Below are 23,100 nucleotides of genomic sequence, written 5' to 3'. Positions count from 1 at the left end.
GATCAGACATGAGTCTGAGAATACGCCATATCGGTATCGATTGAACGGATGTGGTGAACCATGAAGACCCTTGAACATGTCGTCCCGACCTCGTCGGATGTGTCGGTGTACCTGAAACTGTCCATGGTCACCATGGTCTGGGGCGGTACGTTTGTGGCCGGCAGGATTCTGTCCGGCGCTCTGGAACCCTTGCTGGCCGCCAGCCTGCGCTTTTCGTTGGCCAGTATCGCGTTGCTGCTGTTTCTGGGCCTGGCCAGAATTCCCCTGGTCAGGCCCTCCCTGAGACAGGCGCTGCAACTGGCCGTCCTGGGGTTCTTCGGCATCCTTTTCTATAACCTGTGTTTTTTCTATGGCTTGCAATACATCCAGGCGTCGCGTGCTTCGCTGATCGTGGCCTTGAACCCTGCAGTCATCGGCCTGGCGTCCTGGGGCTTGTTCAAGGAGCGGCTGGGGCGGTGGAAAGTCCTGGGCATCGCGCTGTGCATCGGCGGGGCCGCGCTGGTGATCGTAAGCCGTGATCCATCCTTGCTTCAGAGCACCGCGCAAGGGTGGAGGGGCGACCTGTTGATTTTCGGCTGCGTGCTGGGATGGGGAATTTATTCCCTGTTTTCCAAGGGCCTGAACGACAGCCTCGGCCCGTTACAGACCGTTACCTGGTCGATTCTATTGGGCACTGCGATGTTGTGGTTGGTTTGCATGATCGCAGGCGAGGTCCAATTCGAACCTCTGCGCGGACTGGATACCCGCCAATGGCTCAGTCTGCTGTACCTCGGTGTATTGGGCTCGGCCCTGGCTTACATAGCCTGGTACGACGGGATTCGTCGGATTGGCGCCACCCGTTGCGGAGTATTCATTGCGCTCAATCCGCTGACCGCGGTGCTGTCGGGGGCTCTGCTGCTGGACGAACGGCTCACGACGCTGATGGGGCTGGGGGGAGGGCTGATCCTGACGGGCATTTTCCTGTGCAACAAGCCCCTTGCACGATCGATGCAAAAGACGATTTGATACAGGAGGCGGACAAAACAGGTTACGCTGTGTAGAATCGGTTTACGCATATAAGAATAACGTCTTCTGGCAGCAGAAGCCTCGCCCGCAAGAGCCTTGGGTCGACAATGAAGATACTCGGGTTACAACTGATCTATGGCGATTTCCTCGCCCGCAGCGTTCGCGGTATCTCCTGCGCGCCACCCTGTGCCCTCAGCATCGCCAGCAACTAACGTTCCGTTAATTGATAAGCATGATGAGGCGCCGACATGGCAGATCTATACGAAAACCCGATGGGCCTGATGGGCTTCGAGTTCATTGAGTTCGCATCCCCGACACCCAACACCCTGGAGCCGATCTTCGAGATCATGGGCTTCACCAAGGTGGCCACGCACCGTTCCAAGGACGTTCACCTGTATCGCCAGGGCGCGATCAACCTGATCCTCAACAACGAACCCCACAGCGTGGCGTCCTACTTCGCGGCCGAGCATGGCCCGTCTGTGTGCGGCATGGCGTTTCGCGTCAAGGATTCGCAACTGGCCTACAAGCGTGCCCTGGAGCTCGGCGCCCAGCCGATCCACATCGAAACCGGTCCGATGGAGCTGAACCTGCCGGCGATCAAGGGCATCGGCGGTGCGCCGCTGTACCTGATCGACCGGTTTGGCGAAGGCAGCTCGATCTACGACATCGATTTTGTGTTCATCGAGGGGGTCGACCGTCATCCGGTGGGGGCGGGCCTGAAAATCATCGATCACCTGACCCACAACGTATATCGCGGCCGCATGGCCTATTGGGCCAACTTCTATGAGAAGTTGTTCAACTTCCGCGAGATCCGCTACTTCGACATCAAGGGCGAATACACCGGCCTGACGTCCAAGGCGATGACCGCCCCGGACGGTATGATCCGCATCCCGTTGAACGAAGAGTCGTCCAAGGGTGCCGGGCAGATCGAAGAGTTCCTGATGCAGTTCAACGGAGAGGGCATCCAGCACGTGGCCTTCCTGACCGATGATCTGGTCAAGACCTGGGATGCACTGAAGAAAATCGGCATGCGTTTCATGACCGCACCGCCGGACACTTACTACGAAATGCTCGAAGGCCGCCTGCCGAACCATGGCGAACCGGTCGCTGAGCTGCAATCGCGGGGCATTCTGCTGGACGGCTCATCCAACCCTGACGACAAGCGCCTGCTGCTGCAGATTTTCTCGGAAACCCTGATGGGGCCGGTGTTCTTCGAATTTATCCAGCGCAAGGGCGATGACGGCTTTGGCGAAGGCAATTTCAAGGCCTTGTTCGAGTCCATCGAGCGGGATCAGGTGCGTCGGGGAGTGCTGGCTACCGAATAACGCTTGCACCCTGAAAAAGCCCGCCCGGCAGTGATGTCGGGCGGGCTTTTTACTGCCAATGCAAGCCCCTGCGGGACGGATGGCTTCAGGATTGGCGCCGTTGACGCATCAGGTGCCGGAACCCTTCGAGCACCAGCACTGCTACCGCCATCCAGATGGGGATGTAGGTCAACCATTCGCCGGCCTGGATGCTTTCGCCCAATAGCAAAGCAACCCCCAGCAGCAGCACCGGTTCGACATAACTCAACAACCCGAACAGGCTGAACGACAACAACCGGCTGGCGATGATGTAGGTCACCAGGGCCGACGTGCTGATCACGCCGAGCAACGGGATCAGCAGGGACAACCACGGCTGCTGGTCGAAAACGGCAAGGCCCTGTCCGCCGCTGAGCACGAACCACAGGGCCACCGGCAGGACCAGGGTCATGTCCATCCAGAGTCCGCCCAGGTTGTCGGTTCCAAGACGTTTGCGCAGGATGAAGTAAATCGGATAACCCACCACGACCAGCAACGTCGCCCAGGACAAGCCACCCATCCGGTACAACTCATTGAGCACGCCAAGGGTGGCGAAGGAGACGGCGATTTTCTGGAAACGAGAAAGTCGTTCGCCATAGACGACGCGGCCGGTCAGGACCATCGCCAGCGGCAACAGGAAATACCCCAGCGACACATCCAGGCTATAGCCGTTGAGCGGCGCCCACATGAACAGCCACAACTGCAACCCCATCAGCAACGAGGAAACCATTGCGCCGAGCAACAGGCGCGGCGTGGCGATCAGTCGCCGGACAAGTCGGGTGACGAGTCCCCACTCTTTTGCCACCAGCATGAACACCGTCATGCATGGCATCGTCAGCAGCATGCGCCAACCGAAGATTTCCACGCCAGTCAATGGCGCGAGTAGCGAGGTGTAGTAGTACATGACGGCGAACAGCGCGGAGGCTGTGACCGATAGAGCGATGCCTTTGGACACTTGGATTCTCTGGGGGCCGAGCAACTAGCACGTTGTGGCGAGGGAATAAATCCCTTCGCCACAGGGGTTCAGTTCATATTGGCTTATGACGTACGCGGCACACGTCCCGACACGAAATGCCCCACATCATTGAACCCGGGTGTCGAAGCATGCCCCGGTGTTACCAGTGAATCGATGAAGGCTTCATCTTCCGCCGTGATCGTTACCGCCTGTGCCTTGGTGTACGCATCCCACTGTTCCTCGGTGCGCGGCCCGACAATGGCCGAAGTGACGGCGCGGTTGTTCAGTACCCAGGCGATGGCGAACTCGACGATGCCCACGCCACGTTCCTGGGTGTATTGCTGGATCTGCTGGGCAATGCGCAGGGATTCGACCCGCCATTCGGTTTCCAGGATGCGCTTGTCCTGGCGACCGGCGCGGCTGTTGGCGTCTGGCGCGACGTCCGGTGCGTATTTGCCGCTGAGGACACCGCGGGCGAGGGGGCTGAAGGGCACCACGCCCAGCCCGTAGTTCTGCGCGGCGATGATCTGCTCGGTTTCCGCCTGGCGGTTGACGATGTTGTACAAAGGCTGGCTGATCACCGGCCGGTCGATACCCAGGCTGTCGGCGATCCGGATGACTTCGGCGATGCGCCAGCCACGGTAGTTCGACAGGCCCCAGTAGCGGATCTTGCCCTGGCGAATCAGGTCGCCAATGGCCGACACGGTGACGTGCAGCGGCGTGTTGTGATCCTCGCGATGCAGGTAGTAGATGTCCAGGTAATCGGTGCCCAGGCGGGTCAGGCTGGCGTCGATGCCATTGAAGATGTGCTTGCGGCTCAGGCCGCTGCGGTTGGGCACGCCGTCCGCCGGGCCGAAACCGACCTTGGTGGCGAGTACCCATTCCTGGCGGCGACTGGCAATCGCCTCGCCAACGATCTCTTCGGAGCGACCATTGGTGTAGACGTCCGCGGTGTCAATGAAATTGACGCCTTGGTCCCAGGCCTTGTCGATGATCCGCAGCGAATCCTCCGTGCTGGTCTGTTCGCCGAACATCATGGTGCCCAAGGTCAGGGTCGAGACTTGCAACCCGGAATGGCCAAGCGTGCGGTAGCTCATGACAAGATCCTTTTCATCGATGGGAAAGGCCCAATCAAACCCCAGAACCACCGCGTGGATCAAACGGATTTATCAGATACCGCCGTTCCTGTGGGAATGCACCGTCATACGCAACGCCAGCATGCTACCGCCGACAATCACCCCGGCCAGCACATACAACGCCGCATCGGTCGAGCCGGTGGCATCCTTCACCCAGCCCACCAGATACGGGCTGAGGAAGCCCGCCATCTGTCCCATGGAGTTGATCAACGCCAGTCCGCCGGCCGCTGCGCCCGCGCTGAGCAGGGCGGTGGGCACCGGCCAGAACATCGGCAGGCCGGTGAGGGCGCCCATGGTGGCGATGGACAGGCCGACAATGGCAATGGCCGGGGTGCCGGCGAAATTGACCGCGATCAGCAGCCCGACCGCGCCCATCAGCATCGGCACTACCAAGTGCCAGCGGCGCTCCTTGCGCAGGTCTGCCGAGCGACCCACCAGCAACATGAAAAGCGCCGCCAGTAGATAAGGAATCGCACTCAGCCAGCCGATCACCAGGTTATCGCTGAAGCCCAGGTTCTTGATGATCGACGGCAGCCAGAAGTTGATCGCATAGACCCCGCTCTGGATGCAGAAGTAGATCAGGCCGAACGCCCAGATCGCCGGGTTCCTGAACACGGCCAGCAAGGAGTCGCTGGTGGTTTTCGGTTTGTTCGCCAGGTCTTCGGCGTGGTCGGCGGCGAGCACGGCGCGCTCCTCGGCGGTCAGCCATTTGGCGTTGGCGAAGGTGTCGCTGAGCAGGAAGAACGCCAGTGCGCCGAGGACGACCGTGGGGATGCCCTGCAGCAGGAACATCCATTGCCAGCCCGCGAGGCCACCCTGGCCGGCAGCGAAGTGGTTGAGGATCCAGCCGGAGAACGGGCTGCCCAGCAGGCCGGACACCGGGATGGCCGACATGAACAACGCCATGATGCGGCCACGCCGGAACGTCGGGAACCATTGCGAGAGGTACAGCACCACGCCCGGGAAGAAGCCGGCTTCAGCCGCGCCGGTGAACAGTCGCAAGGTATAGAACTGGGTGGGCGTCGTGACGAACAACAGGCAGGTGGACAGCGTGCCCCAGGTAATCATCATCAGCGCTATCCAGCGCCGCGGGCCGAACCGGGTCAGGGCCAGGTTGCTTGGCACGCCGCACAGCACATAGCCGATGAAAAAAATCCCGGCGCCGAGGCCATATACGCTTTCGCTGAACTTCAGCGCGTCGAGCATCTGCAGCTTGGCGAAGCCGACGTTGACCCGGTCGAGGTAATTGAACAAGTAGCAGATGAAGATGAAGGGAATCAAACGCAGAGTAATGCGTTTGTAGACGATGTTCTTTTCGTCTGGAGTAGCCAGGACGGCTGCTGCGCTCTGGGACATGGCGAGTCTCTCTTTATTATGATTTTTGCGAGCCAAGGGGTAACGTTGACCGCCCCTTGAGTCTCGGCCAGCCCAAGGCCCCGTGTCTTTGTGCTTGAGCACAGGGTTTGAGTGCGGACCCTGTGCGCCTGACCAATCACCTTGCAAGGAACCCCGTGCATGTTCGAACTCGATCACGACCTGGCGCAGGACATCGTCGACCGGGCGATGGCGATCCTGCCCTACAACGTCAATGTCATGGACAACCAGGGCCTGATCCTCGGCAGTGGCGAGCGCGAGCGGATCAATACCCGTCACGAGGGCGCGCAACTGGTATTGGCCAATGGACGGGTGGTGGAAATCGATGCCTACACGGCGGTGCATCTCAAGGGCGTACAGCCGGGAATCAACCTGCCGCTGATGCTCGACCAGCGGCTGATCGGCGTGCTGGGCATCACCGGTGAGCCGGAGCAGTTGCGCACCTACGCCGAATTGGTACGCATGACGGCCGAAATGCTGCTGGGCCAGCGCAACCAGCAGGCCGAACAGCAATGGCGCCGCCAGCGTTGCGATGACCTGTTGGCATTGCTCCTGGGGGACAGCGGGGATTCGCCGCGCTTGTTGGACGAGGCACAGCAGATGGGGCTCAAGCCGCAATTGTCGCGGGTGCCTTATCTGTTCGAGTTGGGTCTGGAGCATGGGCCCGGGCAGACCGTCGAGGCGCTGAGTGCCTGGCTGATGTCCCGCTATCCCGACAGTTGGTGTCTCACCTCGTCCAAATCGTCGTTGCTCTGGTGCCGGCCGGTCAGCGCGTCAGTGGACAACGAGCGGCTGCTGGGCAAGCTGGACGGATTGGGCTGGAACATCCTCCGGGTGGCGGTGGGTGGCCAGGCCGAAGGGCTGTCGGGCCTGCGTCGCTGCTATCGGCGGGTGGGGGATTTGCTGGCCTACGGGCGGGATGTGTTGCCACACAATCGCCTGCTTGTTCTCAACCGCTATCGCCTGCCCGTCATGCTCTGGCGCCATCGCAGCGACGATGCCCTGGACGAACTGCTCACCCCGCTGCGCAAGGTGATGGCCAAGGACAGCAACGGCCAACTGCTCGCCACTTTGCGCAGCTGGTGCGAACACGACGGCCAGAGCCAGGCCTGCGCCGACGCCTTGGGCATCCACCGCAACAGCCTGCGCTATCGCATGGAGCGCATCGCCGAACTCAGCGGCGTGGACCCGCTGCGGCTGGATGGGATGCTGGCGTTGTACCTTGGCGTGCAGCTATTGCCTCAAGCAAAGGTATAACTCGTGGGAGCGAGCCTGCTCGCGAAGGGCCCCAGCCACAATAACCCCTCCGGCAAACCGGCCTTTGTGGTTTTGAACAATAATGCCCGGTGTCTTTTGTGCGGCGGACCGGCGTCACGTCTGCGGTCAGCTGGCAGCATGCTGGGCATCGGAACCGGAGAACAACATGAAAATAATCATCGCCCCCGACTCGTTCAAGGACAGCCTCAGCGCCCAGGGCGTGGCCGACGCCATTGCGCTCGGGCTGGCCCAGGTCTGGCCGGATGCCCAATTGGTCAAGTGCCCGATGGCCGATGGCGGCGAGGGGACGGTGGAGTCGGTACTGGCCGCCTGCAACGGCGAGTGGCGTCGTAGCCCGGTCCGTGGCCCCATGGGCGCTACCGTCGAGGCTCGTTGGGGCTGGTTGGCCGACAGCCGCACCGCGATCATCGAGATGGCCGAGGCCAGTGGTTTACAGCTCGTTCCGCCGGGGCAGCGCGATGCCTGTTCCAGCAGCACCTACGGCACCGGCGAGCTGATCCGCGCGGCGCTGGATGAAGGGGCCGTACGGGTCATCCTGGCGATCGGCGGCAGTGCCACCAATGATGGCGGTGCCGGTGCGATGCAAGCCCTGGGCGTGGCGTTGCTGGACGAACAAGACCAACCCGTGGCCCCCGGAGGCCTGGCTTTGGCGAACCTTTCGCGCATCGACCTTGGCGGCCTGGACCCGCGCCTGGCCCGGGTCAGTTTCGAAATCGCCGCCGATGTCGATAACCCGCTGTGCGGACCCCACGGCGCTTCAGCGATTTTTGGTCCGCAGAAGGGGGCCTCCCCCGAGCAAGTGCGCGCACTGGACCAAGCCCTGGCGCACTTCGCCGGGCACTGCGCTCAGGCGTTGCAAAAAGATGTGCGCGATGAACCGGGCAGCGGCGCCGCCGGTGGCCTGGGCTTCGCGGCCAAGGCGTTCCTGGGGGCACAATTTCGCACGGGCGTGGACGTCGTTGCCCAATTGACCGGACTGGCCGAAGCCATCGAAGGCGCCGACCTGGTGATCACCGGCGAAGGCCGTTTCGACGCCCAGACCCTACGTGGCAAGACCCCATTTGGCGTGGCGCGTATCGCCCGCCGGCACGGCGTACCGGTGGTGGTCATTGCCGGTACGCTGGGGGAGGGCTACCCGGCGTTGTACGAACATGGCATCGATGCGGCCTTTGCGCTGGTCAGCGGGCCGATGACGTTGCAAGAGGCCTGCGCCGACGCGCCGCGTCTGCTGGGCGAGCGTGCCCGGGATATTGCACGGCTCTGGCGAGTAGCCGCGCAATAATCACCTTGCTGCCACAGGCCAGGGATGTTCTACGGAATTTTTTTTGCGTTTCCCCTGTAAAGAGACTCAAACCCGGCCGATAACGAATCAAGCGCATTTACAAAACACGCTAACCAATGCGTTTTCCGGCATGGACGCTCGACCCAACCTCGAGGTCTTCCCATGTCCTTACGTCGCCTGAATATCGCGCCCCGTGCTTTTCTCGGCTTTGCTTTCATTGCATTGCTGGTGGTGTTCCTCGGCGTATTCGCCGCCAGTCGCATGTCCGTGATCCGCCAGGCATCGCTGGACATGGAGCACACCCAAGTCCCCAGTGTTGCCCACCTCGCCACTGTACTGGAAAGCGCCTTGCGCATGCGCATCCTCTCGTTTCGCATCCTGGTGAACCGGGACCCGGCCAGCCTGGCGGAAGCCGAGACCCGCATTGGCGTGCTGGTGGAAAAACTGCACAAGGCCAACAACAGCTACGCCGCGTTGCCGGCCACGCCGGAGGAAACCGAGCTGTACAAGACCTTTTCCGCGACGCTGGAAAAGTACCTGCAAGCGCAGAAAGAGATGCTCGACCTCTCGCGGCAAAACAAAATGGATGAGCTGCGCGCCCACATCAACACGCGGATCAAGGAAGGTACCGATCTGATGGGCGAACAACTCAATAAACTCATCGCCATCAATGTGGCGGGCGCCAGCGAGGCTTCGGCCAGGGCCGGCGAGCACTATGACAGTGCGCTGATGGGCATCATCATCGTCTCGATCGTGGCTGCGCTGGCGACTGTGGTGCTGGCGTTGCTGTTGACCCGCAGCATCGTCGCGCCGATCAATCGTGCGCTGGAAGCCGCCCGGACCATTGCCGGCGGGAATCTGGTACAGGTCATCACGGACGATGGCAAGGATGAACCCGCCCGTTTGCTCAAGGCCCTGGCGGACATGCAGGGCAGCTTGCGCAAGACCATCGAGCAGATCGCCGGCTCAGCCACCCAACTGGGGACGGCGGCCGAAGAGCTGAGCGCGGTGACCCAGGAATCTTCCCGGGGCCTGCAACGCCAGCACAACGAAATCGAACAAGCCGCCACGGCTGTCAACGAAATGACCGCCGCCGTGGAGGAGGTCGCCCGCAACGCCGTGTCCACGTCCGAGGCCTCGAACCAGTCGACCCAGGCCGCCCAGGAAGGGCGCAGCCGGGTGGTGGAAACGGTCGAGGCGATCCAGACCATGACCCAGGATGTACAAGCCACCGCCTCGATGATCGAAGGCCTGGCGATCCAGGGCCGTGACATCGGCAAGGTGCTGGACGTAATTCGCGCCATTGCCGAGCAGACCAACCTGCTGGCCCTCAACGCCGCCATCGAAGCCGCCCGCGCCGGGGAAGCCGGACGCGGTTTCGCGGTGGTGGCCGATGAAGTCCGGGCCCTGGCCCATCGCACCGCGCAATCGACCCAGGAAATCGAAAAAATGGTGGCCGGCATCCAGAACGGTACCGGCGAGGCCGTGCACTCGATGCAACAGAGCAATCAACGTACCCAAAGCACCCTGGAAATGGCCCGTGCCGCCGGCGTCGCCCTGGAGCAGATCACCCAGTCGATCCACCAGATCAACGAGCGCAACCTGGTGATCGCCAGCGCTTCGGAAGAACAGGCCCAGGTGTCCCGTGAAGTGGATCGCAACCTGGTGAACATCCGCGACCTGGCCACCCAATCGGCATCGGGCGCGCAGCAGACCAGCGACGCCACCCATGAACTGTCGCGCCTGGCGGTGGCGTTGAATGCGATGGTGGCGCGGTTTGTGATTTGAGATAGGGTTGAGGTTGGACGCCGCGCAATCAGGAGACGTGCATGCGCTATTCAGCCTTGACCCAACGCATCATCGGAGACGGTGCCGCTGCCTGGGCGATACACGACCGGGCGCTGGCGATGCGTGAACGGGGCAGGGAGGTGTTGCTGTTGTCGGTGGGCGATCCGGACTTCGACACGCCGCGCACTATTGTCGACGCCGCCGTGGACAGCCTGCGAGCCGGCGACACGCATTACTCCGACATTCGTGGACTGCATGGGCTGCGCCAGAGCATTGCCCGGCGCCATCGCCAGCGCTGCGGTCAGGCCGTGGAGGCCGGCCACGTGACGGTGCTGCCAGGGGCGCAGTGCGGCGTGTATGCGGTCGCGCAATGCTTGCTCGATCCCGGCGACGAAGTCATCGTCGCCGAGCCGATGTACGTCACCTACGAAGCCGTGTTCGGCGCTTGTGGGGCTAAGGTCGTGCCCGTGCCGGTGCGCCCGGAAAACGGCTTTCGGGTCGATCCGGCCGATGTGGCCCGGCGGGTCACGTCGCGAACCCGGGCGCTGTTGCTCAACAGCCCCAATAACCCCTCCGGCGCCAGCTTGCCGCTGCAAACTTGGCAAGAACTGGCGCAGCTGTGCATCGCACATGATCTGTGGCTGATCAGCGATGAGGTCTACAGCGACCTGTTGTACGAAGGCACGCACATCAGCCCGGCCAGCCTGCCGGGCATGGCCGAACGCACCGCGACCATCAACAGCCTGTCCAAGTCCCACGCCATGACCGGCTGGCGCATCGGTTGGGTTATCGGGCCCGAACTTCTCGCAGAACACTTGGCGAATCTGTCGTTGTGCATGCTGTTCGGTCTGCCGGATTTCGTGCAGCGCGCCGCACAGGTCGCGCTGGAGGCGGATCTGCCTGAAGTGACGCAGATGCGCGAAGAGTATCGTCGGCGCAGGGATCTGGTGTGCGCCATGCTCGATGACTGTCCAGGCCTCAGGCCGGTGCGGCCTGACGGCGGCATGTTCGTGATGGCCGACGTGCGCCAGACGGGGCTCGGCGCCCAGGCTTTTGCCGAGCGCCTGCTGGACGGCTATGGGGTGTCGGTGTTGGCCGGCGAGGCGTTCGGGCCCAGCGCGGCGGGGCATATTCGGATCGGGTTGGTGATCGATCGACTGAAGCTGACAGATGCCTGCCAGCGGATCGTCTTGTGCGCGAAGGGCGTGTTACGGCAGCGTCTAGCCTGAGGGGACGGCGCCTGACTTGAAGGTTTCATCGCGAGCAGGCTCGCGCCCACAATGATTTGGGTGATTTCAATGTCTGCGTTTCACCGTAGGCATTCTATGGGTGCGAGCCTGTTTCGGGCGGCGATTCGATGATTGCGGTGTGTCAGTGTGCGTCTCGCTGGCTGGTCCTGCCCACAAGCCTCATCACTCCGACGAAAAACACCGGAACAAATATGACCGCCAATGTCGCCGTGATCATCCCCCCGATCACCCCCGTCCCGATGGCCTGCTGGCTCGCCGAGCTGGCGCCGCTGGCGATGGCCAATGGCACCACGCCAAGGATGAACGCCAGAGAGGTCATGATGATTGGCCGCAGGCGCAGGCGCGCGGCCTGAAGCGTGGCGTCGACCAGGTCATGACCTTCGTCGTACAGGCTCTTGGCGAACTCGATGATCAGGATGGCGTTCTTGGCCGAAAGGCCGATGATGGTGACCAGCCCGACCTTGAAGAAGACGTCGTTGGGCATGCCGCGCAACGACACCGCCAGCACCGCGCCGAGTACGCCCAATGGCACCACCAGCAGCACCGAAGTGGGGATCGACCAGCTCTCGTACAGGGCCGCCAGGCACAGAAACACCACCAGCAGCGACAGGCCCAGCAGAATTGGCGCTTGGCTGCCGGACAGGCGCTCCTGCAACGACAGCCCGGTCCATTCCTGGCCCAGGCCGGCGGGGCTCTGGGCGACCAGGCGTTCGATCTCCGCCATGGCTTCGCCTGTGCTGTGGCCGGGGGCCGGTTCGCCGGAGATGCTGATGGCCGGGTAGCCGTTATAGCGGGTCAGTTGTGTCGGGCCCTGGGTCCATCGGGCCTGGACGAAGGCTGACAGCGGCACCATCTTTCCAGCGTCGTTGCGCACATGGATCTTCAGCAGGTCGGCCACCTGGCTGCGTTGATCGCCTTCGGCCTGGACCACCACCCGCTGCATCCGTCCCTGGTTGGGGAAATCGTTGATGTAGCTAGAGCCCACCGCCGTGGCGAGCACACTGCCGACATCGGCGAATGAAACGCCCAGGGCATTGGCCTGCTTGCGGTCGATTTCCAATTGCACTTGCGGCGCTTCGGCCAAGGCACTTTCACGGACGTTCATCAGCACTGGGCTTTTTTCGGCGGCGGCGAGCAGTTCGTCGCGTGCCAGCATCAATGTGGCGTGGCCGAGGCCACCACGGTCCTGCAAGCGGAATTCGAACCCGCTGGACGTGCCGAGGCCATCCACTGGTGGAGGTAGCACGGCAAAAGCCATGGCGTCCTTGATCTGGCCTAGGGCCAGGTTGGCGCGGTCGGCAATGGCGCTGGCTGAGTCGTCGCTACCACGTTCTGACCAGTCCTTGAGGGTGGTGAAGGCCAGCGCAGCGTTCTGTCCGCTGCCGGAGAAGCTGAAACCCAGGATTACCGTGCTGTCGCCCACCCCGGGTTCGCCGGCGTTATGGGCTTCGATCTGCTCGACCACCTGGACCGTGCGATGCTTGCTCGCGCCAGGCGGCAGCTGGATGTCGGTGATGGTGTAGCCCTGGTCTTCCACGGGCAGGAACGAAGAGGGCAGACGGCTGAAAAGCAGGCCCATGCCCACCAGCAGCACGCCATAGATCAGCAGGAAACGTCCGCTGCGCCTCAAGGCATAGCCGACCCAGCCCTGGTAGCGGTCGCCCAGCTGATCGAAACGCCGATTGAACCAGCCGAAGAACCCGCCCTTGGCGTGGTGCTCGCCCTGGCGGATCGGCTTCAGCAAAGTGCTGCACAGAGCCGGTGTCAGAGACAAGGCGAGGAACGCCGAGAACAGGATCGACGTCGCCATGGACAGCGAGAACTGTCGGTAGATGACCCCCACCGAACCCTGCATGAACGCCATCGGGATGAACACCGCCACCAGCACCAGGGTAATGCCGACGATGGCACCGGTGATCTGCCGCATCGCCTTGCGTGTTGCTTCCTTGGGCGACAAGCCTTCGCTGGTCATGATCCGCTCGACGTTCTCCACCACGACGATGGCGTCGTCCACCAGGATGCCGATGGCGAGCACCATGCCGAACATGGTCAGCACATTGATGGAGAAACCCAGGGCAAGCATGATGGCGAACGTTCCCATCAGCGCCACCGGCACCACCAGCGTCGGGATCAAGGTGTAGCGGATGTTCTGCAGGAACAGGAACATCACGGCAAACACCAGCAGCATGGCTTCGCCGAGGGTGTAGACCACTTTCGTGATGGAGACCTTGACGAAGGGCGAGGTGTCGTAGGGGATCTTGTATTCCACGCCGGCCGGGAAGTAGCGCGCCAGTTCGTCCATTTTTTCCCGTATCAGGGTGGCCGTGTTCAAGGCATTGGCGCCCGGTGACAGCTGTACCCCGACGGCGGTGGAGGGCTTGCCGTTCAAGCGTGTGGAAAATTGATACTCCTGGCTGCCGACCTCGACTCGGGCCACATCGGCGATGCGCACGGTGGAGCCGTCGGAGTTGGCCTTGAGGACGATGTCTGCGAATTCTTCGGGCGTCGACAGTTGCCCTTTCACCAACACCGTCGCGGTGATTTCCTGGGTGGTACGGGTCGGCAGGTCACCGATGCTGCCCGCCGACACCTGAGCGTTCTGTGCCACGATGGCGGCGTTGACGTCGGCCGGGGTCAGGTTGAAGCTCAGCAGTTTCTGCGGGTCGATCCAGATCCGCATTGCCCGTTCGGCGCCGTACAGCTGCGCCTTGCCGACACCGTCCAGGCGCTTGATCTCGTTCATCACGTTGCGCGCCAGATAGTCGCTGAGAGCGACGTCGTCGAGCTTGCCGTCATTGGAGGTGAGGGTGATCAGCAACAGGAAACCGGCCGAGACCTTTTCCACCTGCAAGCCTTGCTGGATGACCGACTGGGGCAGTCGCGATTCCACCGCCTTGAGGCGGTTCTGTACGTCGACCTGGGCCAGCTCGGGGTTCGTGCCGGGCTTGAAGGTCGCGGTGAGGGTGGCACTGCCGAGGCTGCTCTGGGAGCCGAAATACAGCAGGTTATCGGTGCCGTTAAGCTCTTCCTCGATCAGGCTGACCACACTTTCGTCCACGGCCTGCGCCGAAGCACCCGGATACGTGATGGAGATCTCGATTTGCGGCGGCGCCACATCCGGGTATTGCGCCACCGGCAACTGAGGAATGGCGAGGGCGCCTGCCAGAAGAATGAACAAGGCGACCACCCAGGCGAACACCGGACGATCGATAAAGAACTGCGGCATGAGCGATGTCCTGCTTACGGGTGCTGGGCAATTGGAGAGTCTTCGACCCGGACTTTTTCGCCGGGACGTGCATGTTGCAGGCCTTGCACCACGATTCGGTCACCGGGTTTCAGACCCTGGGTGACGATCCAGCGGTCGTCCCGCACGCCACCCAACTCCACCGGTTGCAGGCTGACTTGCTGCTCGGCGTCGACCAGCAATACCTGGGCGACGCCAGCGCTGTCCCGCTGGATGGCCCGTTGCGGCACGCTGATGCCCTGGCGGTCGAAGGCTTGCTCAAGGCGCACGCGTACGAAGCTGCCGGGCAACAGGTCGAGATCGGGATTGGGGAATTCGCTGCGCAGGGTGATCTGGCCGGTGCCCGGATCGACGCTGATATCGGTGAACAGCAGCTTACCCGGCAACGGATAGGCGCTGCCGTCGTCCTGGATCAGCGTGGCCTTGGCCTGGCCCTGGCCGACCTGCTGCAACTGCCCGGAGCGCAAGGCCCGGCGCAGTTCGTTGAGTTCGCGGGTCGATTGCATGAGGTCGGCGTGGATCGGGTTCAGTTGCTGGATAAGGGCCAACGGCGTGGTTTCGTTCTGGCCCACCAGCGCGCCTTCGGTCACCAGCGCCCGGCCGATGCGTCCGGCAATCGGCGCGGTGACGGTGGCATAGCCGAGGTTCAGCCTGGCCCGTTCCACGGCGGCCTTGTTGGCGCAGACGTCGGCGGCGGTTTGGCGCACGGCGGCGCGGGCGTTGTCGTAATCCTGGGCGCTGATGGCGTTGTCTTCGATCAACCGGGCGTAACGCTGTTCCTGCAAGCGGGCCTGGAAGGCGTTGGCCTCGGCCTTGCGTAGCGCGGCTTCGGCGCTGTCCAGGTCGGCCTTGAACGGTGCCGGGTCGATGCGGAACAGCACATCACCTTTCTTCACGTCAGTGCCTTCGCGGTAGACCCGTTGCAACACCACCCCCGGCACCCGGGCGCGGACCTCGGCGGTTCGGGGCGCGGCGATGCGCCCACTCAGTTCTGCGCTTATGGAAAGGGGCCTGGCTTCGATGGTTTCGATGGTAACCGTCGCCAAAGGGGCTTCATCCGTGGGGGGCGATGACGTGTCACAGGCGCTCAGTAGCGATACGCCGAGTACCAGGCCGAGCGTGGCGAAGGCTTTTTTTGACATGGTGCTTCCCCAATAATGAACGGGGCAATGCTACGGGGGACCATCGGCGGAAGCGGTAAAGCTTTGTAGGCGGTGTGTGAAATTGTGTAACGGGCAGGTTGCCCTGGCGCGAGTCGCGCAGGCACTTTTCAGACAGAGCCTGATAGCAATGTCGCAATGAAAGCCGACAAGCGGTAGTCAGACCTGTTAGATCTGACAGTAGTTCATAAGGTGGATACGGTGCTTAATTGGCTTCGACTTGATGCTTCAGTGAAAGGTCGAGGTAACCCATCATGCCGCCTGTTGAAGTTCAGGAATACGATTCGCCAACTGTCGTCGGCGTGGACGAAAACGACCCGGACGGCTATATCCCGCTCGATCTGTTGCAGACGGGTATCGAGGTCAGAATACCTGTCTGGCCTTTACCATCTCCTCCTGGTAAGACCGATACACTCATTGTTGAGATGAAACGTAATGGTATCGTGGAGTTCAGCTCGACGACTTATCATCCAACGCCGATCAGCGAAACGGAATTTTTCATTTCTGTTGGTCCGCAGTATCTCATTACGGATGGTGTGGTTGAGGTTTCCTATACGACCAAAAATTATCTCGGAAATCCGCATCCATCGTTTCCTAGAACACTGACGATCGATCATACGCCGATTCCGTTGGATCTCACTGAGGTTGAGTTTCCCGCGGCAAATTTATTCGGTTATCTCAATTGCGCCACGCAACCGCCTATCTGGCAGGGCGTGGAAGTCAAGGTTCCTCCGCTCCCTGGTTTTTGTCGACCTGGAGACACTTGTGCCGTGGAATGGATTGGATATCAAAGTCTGAACGGCAGCGGCCCGCCCATCGCGGCTACTTACAAAAGAATCGATACGCTGTTAACGGCTTTGGAGATAACTCGGGGTTTTTCGGTAACGATAGAGCCCTTCCGGCCGCATCTGGAACCGATGATAGACAAAGCGTCCGCCTTGGCGAATTACACCCTCTACCGTGGTAGCAGGAGGATAGGCGCTTCGGTCAAGAGGGCAGTGAAAATTGATCGAATTATTCCGGGAGAGTCGCAACCTTGCGGTCCTTGAGGCTCATTGATGTCATTCAACGCATTGTCAAATTCGCGCCACTTTCAGAGCATTAATTATCCGGCGCCGTCGTGTATAAAAATGGAGTTTATTTCATGAATGCTAAAGTTGGACGTATCGGTGCAGGCAAGCAAATTTCCCTGTCAAGTGGCGGTGGCATACTGCTTGATCCAGCCACCTTCCCCGCACAAACCTTGCCGAATGACTTGCGTATTCCTGTGGCAGCACTGAGCTCTGACCTGGAATATCGTATCAACCAACCCGTCACTCAACATGACCGGGACACGCTGACCGTTTTCTTGCGAGTCAAAGGCGATACAGCTACGACGCCCCTCGAAACGCGTTTGCCATTGGGGGCGGTCGCTGATCGTATTTGGCCGAAAGAATTGAGTATCCCTCTCGTCCATCTTGTCGAGTTGCCTACGCCGGAAGCACCTACTCAGTACGAGCTGGTTTATATAATGTATGCCGCCGGCGTCAATCCAACTCCACCGACCGTTGCTGAGTTCCATATCGACAAGACGAAGCCTTATCAAGTCAAAACACCAGCTTCTGATTTTTCTCCTGATGGCGTCACATTTCCCGCGGATCTACCGCAGACCCAAGAAATCGATGACGAATACATCAGCAATCACCCCAACGGAATTGAAATCACGCTGACATTAGCGCCATTCAACGCAGAGGCGACGGACAAAGTTGATATTTATTGGGGCGATGTATCTGATCCGGCCTATTTTTCCACACCCATTATGAGCGATGTTCCTGTGCCGCCCGATGGCAAGATCACAATGACCATCGATATCTTTGAAAACTCGCAGGAAGGTGTAAATACCTTGCGCTTTATAATGACGGACCTGGCCGGTAACGTCAGCCGTCCGTCCAAGGCGGTACAGCGTACTGTCCGGCGTTTGCCGCCGCCCGTGTCCGTTCCGCCTGTCGTACCGCTGGCGGACGGTACGGATGGTGACACATTGATTAATCTGGCGGATTGCAATCAGGGGGTGACGGTAGAGATCGAAGTGCCCCTGCCAAGTGTATATAACGATATAATCCAGGCTACTTGGCAGGGCAGGGATCTTCCTCCTGTGCGCGTGGAAAACAACACCCTGTTGGTTCTGCCTGTGGACTACGAGACGATCATTAAACCCGCTTATGGGGCGACTGATGGTGAGGTCGATACCACGGTCAGCTATGTCATGGTACGGGGGTCGGGCGATGTCGTTGCACAAAATCAGACAACGATTCAAGTCGATATTTCGTACCCTGGACCTGTAAATCCAGACGATCCAGATGAAGTGAATCCGGCTCTGAATTTACCTCGTCTGGTTTCGTCTCAGAAAGTTGATAATGTACTGGACGATAATGACTATGGTGAACCTGCCGATATTTATATTCAATTGTGGGCTGCTCCAGCCACCGAGTCCGGGCAAAGTATAACGGTCTGGTACGATGACGTGCCGCTCACCCCTGCTTATTTCCTGGCACCGGGCGAAGAAGGTACGGAAATTCCGGCTGCGACGGTTCCGTGGGATGTGATTGCAAGAAAGCCGAATGAGATCATTAAAATAAAGTATCAACTGTCGGTGGTGTTGGGTAATAACCCGGTCTGGTCATTAGAAGAGGATGTCAACGTCGACATTACCAAAATCGACTTACCTCCGCCGGAAGTACAGGGACTCGAGGATGATGCCATCGCTTGCCCAACCTTGAACTTTGTACCTCCGAATGATGGAACGCCTCGTCGGAATTTAAAGGTCGTGATCCCGTTCAGCCCATCGCTTATCGATACACGAGTCGTGACGTTAAAATGGGGAGGGTTCAGCGATGAGAACGCGACGATCCCTATCGCCGGAACCGAGGTCACCGCCACCCATACGATTGTCGGTACCGTACCTGCGGAAGGAATAGAGATGGAGATTGGTGATTACTTCGTTAACTTCAAGCCGGTGACAGACGGCTTTGGAAAGCTCACCTATACCGTCACCGATGTCGTACCGGAGTCTGATCCGGCTATCCACTTTGTATTTTTGAAGGATAACAACGACGATTTTTGTGAGATTGCCAATCCAATACCGTAAGACATATTAACGATCCGGCGCTGGGCATGAGCTTGTTGTGCTCATGCCTGTGAGGGGTCGGATGTTTTGCAATGAATATTTGCAGGATTTTTCTGATGATACATATAGATAAGTCCTACATAACAATTCGCCATTACTCGATAGCCTTGCGGACCTTGAAAAATGTGGTCGCGGTTCTCCATACGGCCGGCCCCGGAATTTAATCCATTTTCTCAAAGCAGGTATCCAGTATGCATTCCAAATCCATGGTATTTCCGCCACCGCCCTTTTTGAAAACTGTACTGTGCCTTCCTGTATTTTTGCTAACTGCTGGTGCTGAGGCTGGGTCGCTTATCGGTGGGAGCGCCACTGTAAACAATGGCGATGTGGCTGAGAGTTGGTTTTTGAGTCAAAACGCAACGTTGGATGTCAATAATGCACAAGCGCTTGGCATCGATGCGGATGCTTCAACGGTCAATGTCAACGCGGGCAGCAGTACCCAGGCGATTACGGGCAGTAACGGTTCGACTGTCAACGTGAACGGGGCCAACGTTTCGGGTTCCGGCTTTGCGGGTATTCAATTGGTTTCCAGCCAGGGCAATATCAACAACAGCAACATCAACGGTGATGTTTTCGGGATATCGGCGGTGCGGTTTTCCACCGGCCTGGATGGCTCTGTCGTCAATGTAACGGGTAACAGCACTGTTACAGGAGCGGACGCCGGTGCATTTGCCTCGTCCCACAGCGTGCTCAATATTTCCGACTCCACGCTTGAAGGTACCGCCTCCACCGGCTATGGCTTGTGGCTTCAGAGCGCCACTGCGGTTGCCAACAACAGTACGATTGTCGGCGGGCAAAATGGGGTGTTCATCGAGCTCGATGTGACGGGTATTGCACCGGCTACCCTGAACCTGGAAAACACCACCGTTCAGGGCAGGGGCGGCTCAGCGATCGTGGTCGACTTCAATAATGAGGGGGCCGCAACTGCCACGTTGAACGTGACCAACTCCAATCTGTTAGCCGGCAATGGCACGCTGCTGGAAGTCAAGGGTGGGGCCACCACGGCGATGACGGTAAACGGCAGCTCATTGACGGGGGATATCGTGACGGAGTCCGGCAGCACGACCCATCTGACCTTGCAGAACAATTCCGTACTGACCGGGCGATTGGAAAATGTGGCCAGTGCGACTATCAATGGAAGCTCCGAGTGGGTGCTGGTGGACAATAGCCAGGTTGAAAGCCTGGTACTCAATGGCGGTTCAGTCCGTTTCGGCGCCGACAGTGCGTTCTATCAGCTGGATGTGGCGAGTTTGTCGGGCCAGGGGCGATTCATCATGGGCACTGATTTCGCCACGGGTCGCACGGATGTTTTGAATGTCACCGGTACTGCTAGCGGTACGCATGAATTGCTGATCGCCAGTAGCGGGTCCGAACCGGCCGCCGGTCAGCCGATCACGGTCGTGACCACCGGCGGGGGCGACGCGCAGTTCACGCTGTTCAATGACGTGGTAGATCAAGGTGCCTATTCGTATAGTCTGGCGAAGAGCGGCAATGACTGGATTCTGGACCCGGATACTCGTGTCATCAGTCCGGGTACCCGCTCGGTGATGGCGCTTTTCAACACGCCATTGCCCACCTGGTATGGCGAGTTGACGTCGTTGCGCACCCGTATGGGTGAGTTGCGAATGAACCCTGGCCAGTCTGGAGCGTGGGGACGGACTTACGGCAATAAATACGAAATTGCCAACGGCTCCGGCCTGGCGTATCGGCAAAGCCAACAGGGATTTACCCTTGGTGCTGACGCCGCACTGGAGCTGGGGGATGGTCAATGGCTGGTGGGTGTAATGGGAGGCCATAGTACCTCCGACCTGAATCTGGATGCGGGCAGCTCGGGTGATGTCGACAGTTACTACCTCGGTACTTATGCCACCTGGCTCGATGCGAGCAGCGGGTATTACGCCGATGCTGTCTTGAAAGTTAACCGGTTTCGTAACAAAGCCAAGGCAAGCCTGAGTGATGGTAGCCGGGCCAAGGGTGATTATGACAACAGCGGCGTCGGTGGATCTGTCGAGTTCGGTCGGCATATGAAGCTCGACGATGGCTATTTCATCGAGCCGTTTACCAAATGGTCTGCGGTGGTCATTCAGGGAAAAAGTTTCTCCCTGGACAACGGCCTGCACGCTGAAGGTGACCGTGCGCGATCCCTGCTGGGCGAGGTTGGCCTGACTGCCGGACGAAACTTTAAAGTGAACAATGATGTTGAATTGCAACCCTATGTTCGTGTGTCCGGTGCTTATGAGTTCGCAAAAAACAATGAAGTACAAGTCAATGATCATGTGTTCAATAATGACCTGTCCGGCTCACGCACGGGGCTGGGAGCGGGGATTGCTGCATCCATGTCAGAGAAACTGCAATTGCACGCGGATTATGAATACAGCGATGGGAAAAACTTTCGGCAGCCGGTTGGGTTGACGTTGGGTCTGCGTTACGCATTTTAATAAATAGAACCTGTTGAATTAAAAAGGAGGCTTCGGCCTCCTTTTTATGCATTGGACTGGCCTGAGTCCGGTAAGGGCCGGTCAGCAGTTTCTTGCCCGGGGTGAAGGGCGACGCAGGTTTCTTCGGACGCGTACAGGGGTATGGGCACTAAAAATGACTCTGAGGCTCAGCGGGGTGATCGTCCCATCATCACGATTTTCGAGATCCACACTGATTTCACCTGAGAGTGACGCGCTTGTGGGATTGTATTCAATCCTTGCGATGCCATTGTGTTGTCTATAAATCACAGGCGCACTGGGAACCGAGCGATCGATGAATGTAACCCCCACAGGAAAGGTTGCTTCACCCACCGGATATGTGCCGCCATTCAAGTCCTTGGTAAAAGAAACCTGCAGTTCCTTGGTCGTGTAATCTGGCCCTGGCGCCAGCTGCGTTGCCAGCATGACGCGGGCTTTGTCATGGGGGGAGGGATAGTTGGGATAGTCAATCTCGGACAGCTCCACCAAGTTGGCGTTAAATGGCACTGATCCGATCTCTCCCTGGCAAAATCCAAGTAAGACCGGTTGTGTGATTTCTCTCATTAGTGCGCTCATCGATATCAATCTCCATTGTCGTGACAAAGGGTGCCCCACCAATGAGGTACAGGTGAGATCGACTTCATGTAATGCCTTATCCGAGGGGTTGTAAACTGTAAGAGTTGACAGTATGCCGCTCGATACGCCTGTGCTTTTACTGACCGCTCAAAGATTGCTAATGGCGACAGCGGGAAAGCTTTGTAGGCGGTATGTGAAATTGTGTAAGGGGTTTGCTCGGGGGTGGGTGAGGGCGTATATCCTTGGCAGCTTGAGATTTCCTGCGCCTGGCAGGGCCTCATCGCGAGCAGGCTCGCTCCCACAGGGTTTGCGTGAACCTTGTGGGAGCGGGCTTGCTCGCGAAGAGGATCTATCAGGCGCCACAGCACTTTTCTGGAATCGCCCATGCCCAACATCCTTCTGGTGGAAGACGACACCGCCCTCAGCGAACTGATCGCCAGTTACCTGGAACGCAATGGTTATCAGGTCAGCGTGCTCAGCCGTGGTGATCATGTGCGTGAGCGGGCGCGGGTCGATCCGCCGGACCTGGTGATCCTCGACCTCATGCTGCCCGGCCTGGACGGCTTGCAGGTCTGCCGCTTGCTGCGGGCCGATTCGGCGTCCTTGCCAATCCTGATGCTCACTGCCCGGGACGACAGTCACGATCAGGTGCTGGGCCTGGAGATGGGCGCCGACGACTACGTCACCAAACCGTGCGAGCCCCGGGTTTTGCTGGCGCGGGTCCGTACCTTGCTGCGGCGCAGCAGCCTCACCGAACCCCAGACGGTCAACGACCGCATCCTGATGGGCAACCTGTGCATCGACTTGTCCGAGCGCACCGTGACCTGGCGCGGCCAGCCGGTGGAGCTGTCCAGCGGTGAGTACAACCTGCTGGTGGTGCTGGCCCGGCATTCGGGCGAAGTGCTGAGTCGCGACCAGATCCTGCAACGCCTGCGGGGCATCGAGTTCAACGGCACCGACCGTTCGGTGGACGTGGCGATTTCCAAGTTGCGGCGCAAGTTCGACGACAACGCTGGCGAGGCGCGCAAGATCAAGACCGTGTGGGGCAAAGGGTATCTGTTCAGCCGTTCCGAGTGGGAATGCTGAGCCC

The 23,100-nt window shown here is 59.8% G+C and carries 16 protein-coding genes and 1 pseudogene; 11 read left to right on the top strand and 6 right to left on the bottom strand.

The window, feature by feature from the left end; genetic code table 11:
• Nucleotides 1-60 precede the first annotated feature (60 nt).
• On the top strand, nucleotides 61-1,005 hold the full coding sequence (locus tag LCU97_RS21065; RefSeq protein WP_053157466.1) for a DMT family transporter: 945 nt from the start codon (nucleotides 61-63) through the stop codon (nucleotides 1,003-1,005).
• Between the two features lie 248 nt (nucleotides 1,006-1,253).
• On the top strand, nucleotides 1,254-2,330 hold the full coding sequence (hppD, locus tag LCU97_RS21060) for a 4-hydroxyphenylpyruvate dioxygenase (RefSeq protein WP_053157461.1): 1,077 nt from the start codon (nucleotides 1,254-1,256) through the stop codon (nucleotides 2,328-2,330).
• A gap of 85 nt (nucleotides 2,331-2,415) precedes the next feature.
• On the opposite strand, the gene rarD is transcribed toward hppD, so the two are convergent.
• The 3 genes from rarD to LCU97_RS21045 all read right to left on the bottom strand — a co-directional run bounded on the left by rarD (nucleotide 2,416) and on the right by LCU97_RS21045 (nucleotide 5,792).
• A complete protein-coding gene (gene rarD / locus LCU97_RS21055) occupies nucleotides 2,416-3,300 on the bottom strand; it encodes an EamA family transporter RarD (protein ID WP_053157458.1) in 885 nt (294 codons plus the stop codon).
• A gap of 83 nt (nucleotides 3,301-3,383) precedes the next feature.
• Nucleotides 3,384-4,397, bottom strand: coding sequence for an aldo/keto reductase (locus tag LCU97_RS21050; protein ID WP_232777667.1), 1,014 nt, complete (start codon nucleotides 4,395-4,397; stop codon nucleotides 3,384-3,386).
• A 72-nt stretch (nucleotides 4,398-4,469) separates the two neighbouring features.
• Nucleotides 4,470-5,792 carry an MFS transporter gene (locus LCU97_RS21045; protein ID WP_232777666.1) on the bottom strand — a complete coding sequence of 441 codons (1,323 nt, stop codon included), beginning with the start codon at nucleotides 5,790-5,792 and terminating at the stop codon, nucleotides 4,470-4,472.
• 159 nt (nucleotides 5,793-5,951) lie between these two features.
• On the opposite strand from LCU97_RS21045, the gene LCU97_RS21040 reads away from it, so the two are divergent.
• The 5 genes and pseudogenes from LCU97_RS21040 to LCU97_RS21025 all read left to right on the top strand — a co-directional run bounded on the left by LCU97_RS21040 (nucleotide 5,952) and on the right by LCU97_RS21025 (nucleotide 11,387).
• Nucleotides 5,952-7,067: a sugar diacid recognition domain-containing protein gene (locus LCU97_RS21040; RefSeq protein ID WP_232777665.1), complete on the top strand. Its 1,116-nt coding sequence runs from the start codon at nucleotides 5,952-5,954 to the stop codon at nucleotides 7,065-7,067.
• 166 nt (nucleotides 7,068-7,233) lie between these two features.
• Nucleotides 7,234-8,370, top strand: coding sequence for a glycerate kinase (locus LCU97_RS21035; RefSeq protein ID WP_232777664.1), 1,137 nt, complete (start codon nucleotides 7,234-7,236; stop codon nucleotides 8,368-8,370).
• Between the two features lie 162 nt (nucleotides 8,371-8,532).
• Nucleotides 8,533-9,300: pseudogene (locus tag LCU97_RS26925) on the top strand (MCP four helix bundle domain-containing protein); the annotation flags it as partial.
• Complete coding sequence (locus LCU97_RS26920; protein WP_408636431.1) at nucleotides 9,295-10,158, top strand: methyl-accepting chemotaxis protein; 864 nt, start codon at nucleotides 9,295-9,297, stop codon at nucleotides 10,156-10,158. The pseudogene LCU97_RS26925 and the gene LCU97_RS26920, both read left to right, overlap by 6 nt.
• Nucleotides 10,159-10,199: 41 nt before the next feature.
• Entirely contained in the window at nucleotides 10,200-11,387 is a 1,188-nt protein-coding gene (locus LCU97_RS21025; protein ID WP_232777663.1) for a pyridoxal phosphate-dependent aminotransferase, read from the top strand.
• 142 nt (nucleotides 11,388-11,529) lie between these two features.
• Here the strand turns inward: LCU97_RS21025 and LCU97_RS21020 are convergent, their stop codons facing one another.
• Both LCU97_RS21020 and LCU97_RS21015 read right to left on the bottom strand, forming a co-directional pair.
• On the bottom strand, nucleotides 11,530-14,634 hold the full coding sequence (locus LCU97_RS21020) for an efflux RND transporter permease subunit (protein ID WP_232777662.1): 3,105 nt from the start codon (nucleotides 14,632-14,634) through the stop codon (nucleotides 11,530-11,532).
• Between the two features lie 14 nt (nucleotides 14,635-14,648).
• Nucleotides 14,649-15,794 (bottom strand): efflux RND transporter periplasmic adaptor subunit, encoded by a 1,146-nt coding sequence (locus LCU97_RS21015; protein WP_232777661.1) that lies wholly within the window; start codon nucleotides 15,792-15,794, stop codon nucleotides 14,649-14,651.
• A gap of 272 nt (nucleotides 15,795-16,066) precedes the next feature.
• Here LCU97_RS21015 and LCU97_RS21010 point away from each other — a divergent pair, with 272 nt between their 5' ends.
• From LCU97_RS21010 to LCU97_RS21000, 3 genes are all read left to right on the top strand, one after another.
• Nucleotides 16,067-16,861: a hypothetical protein gene (locus tag LCU97_RS21010; protein ID WP_232777660.1), complete on the top strand. Its 795-nt coding sequence runs from the start codon at nucleotides 16,067-16,069 to the stop codon at nucleotides 16,859-16,861.
• Nucleotides 16,862-16,956: 95 nt separating this feature from the next.
• Nucleotides 16,957-18,939, top strand: a complete 1,983-nt coding sequence (locus LCU97_RS21005; protein ID WP_232777659.1) for a hypothetical protein — start codon at nucleotides 16,957-16,959, stop codon at nucleotides 18,937-18,939.
• 230 nt (nucleotides 18,940-19,169) lie between these two features.
• The gene (locus LCU97_RS21000) at nucleotides 19,170-21,416 is read left to right on the top strand and encodes an autotransporter outer membrane beta-barrel domain-containing protein (RefSeq protein WP_232777658.1); all 2,247 of its coding nucleotides are present in this window, start codon (nucleotides 19,170-19,172) and stop codon (nucleotides 21,414-21,416) included.
• Between the two features lie 81 nt (nucleotides 21,417-21,497).
• On the opposite strand, the gene LCU97_RS20995 is transcribed toward LCU97_RS21000, so the two are convergent.
• Nucleotides 21,498-22,010, bottom strand: coding sequence for a hypothetical protein (locus LCU97_RS20995; protein WP_156315982.1), 513 nt, complete (start codon nucleotides 22,008-22,010; stop codon nucleotides 21,498-21,500).
• Between the two features lie 384 nt (nucleotides 22,011-22,394).
• Between LCU97_RS20995 and LCU97_RS20990 the strand changes: the two genes are divergently transcribed.
• Nucleotides 22,395-23,096, top strand: a complete 702-nt coding sequence (locus tag LCU97_RS20990) for a response regulator transcription factor (protein ID WP_053157422.1) — start codon at nucleotides 22,395-22,397, stop codon at nucleotides 23,094-23,096.
• Nucleotides 23,097-23,100 lie beyond the last annotated feature (4 nt).

The sequence above is a fragment of the Pseudomonas uvaldensis genome (assembly GCF_021271205.1).
Lineage (GTDB): Bacteria > Pseudomonadota > Gammaproteobacteria > Pseudomonadales > Pseudomonadaceae > Aquipseudomonas > Aquipseudomonas uvaldensis.
The sequence above is the reverse complement of the archived record's forward strand: the minus strand, read 5'-3'. Positions and strand labels throughout refer to the sequence as shown.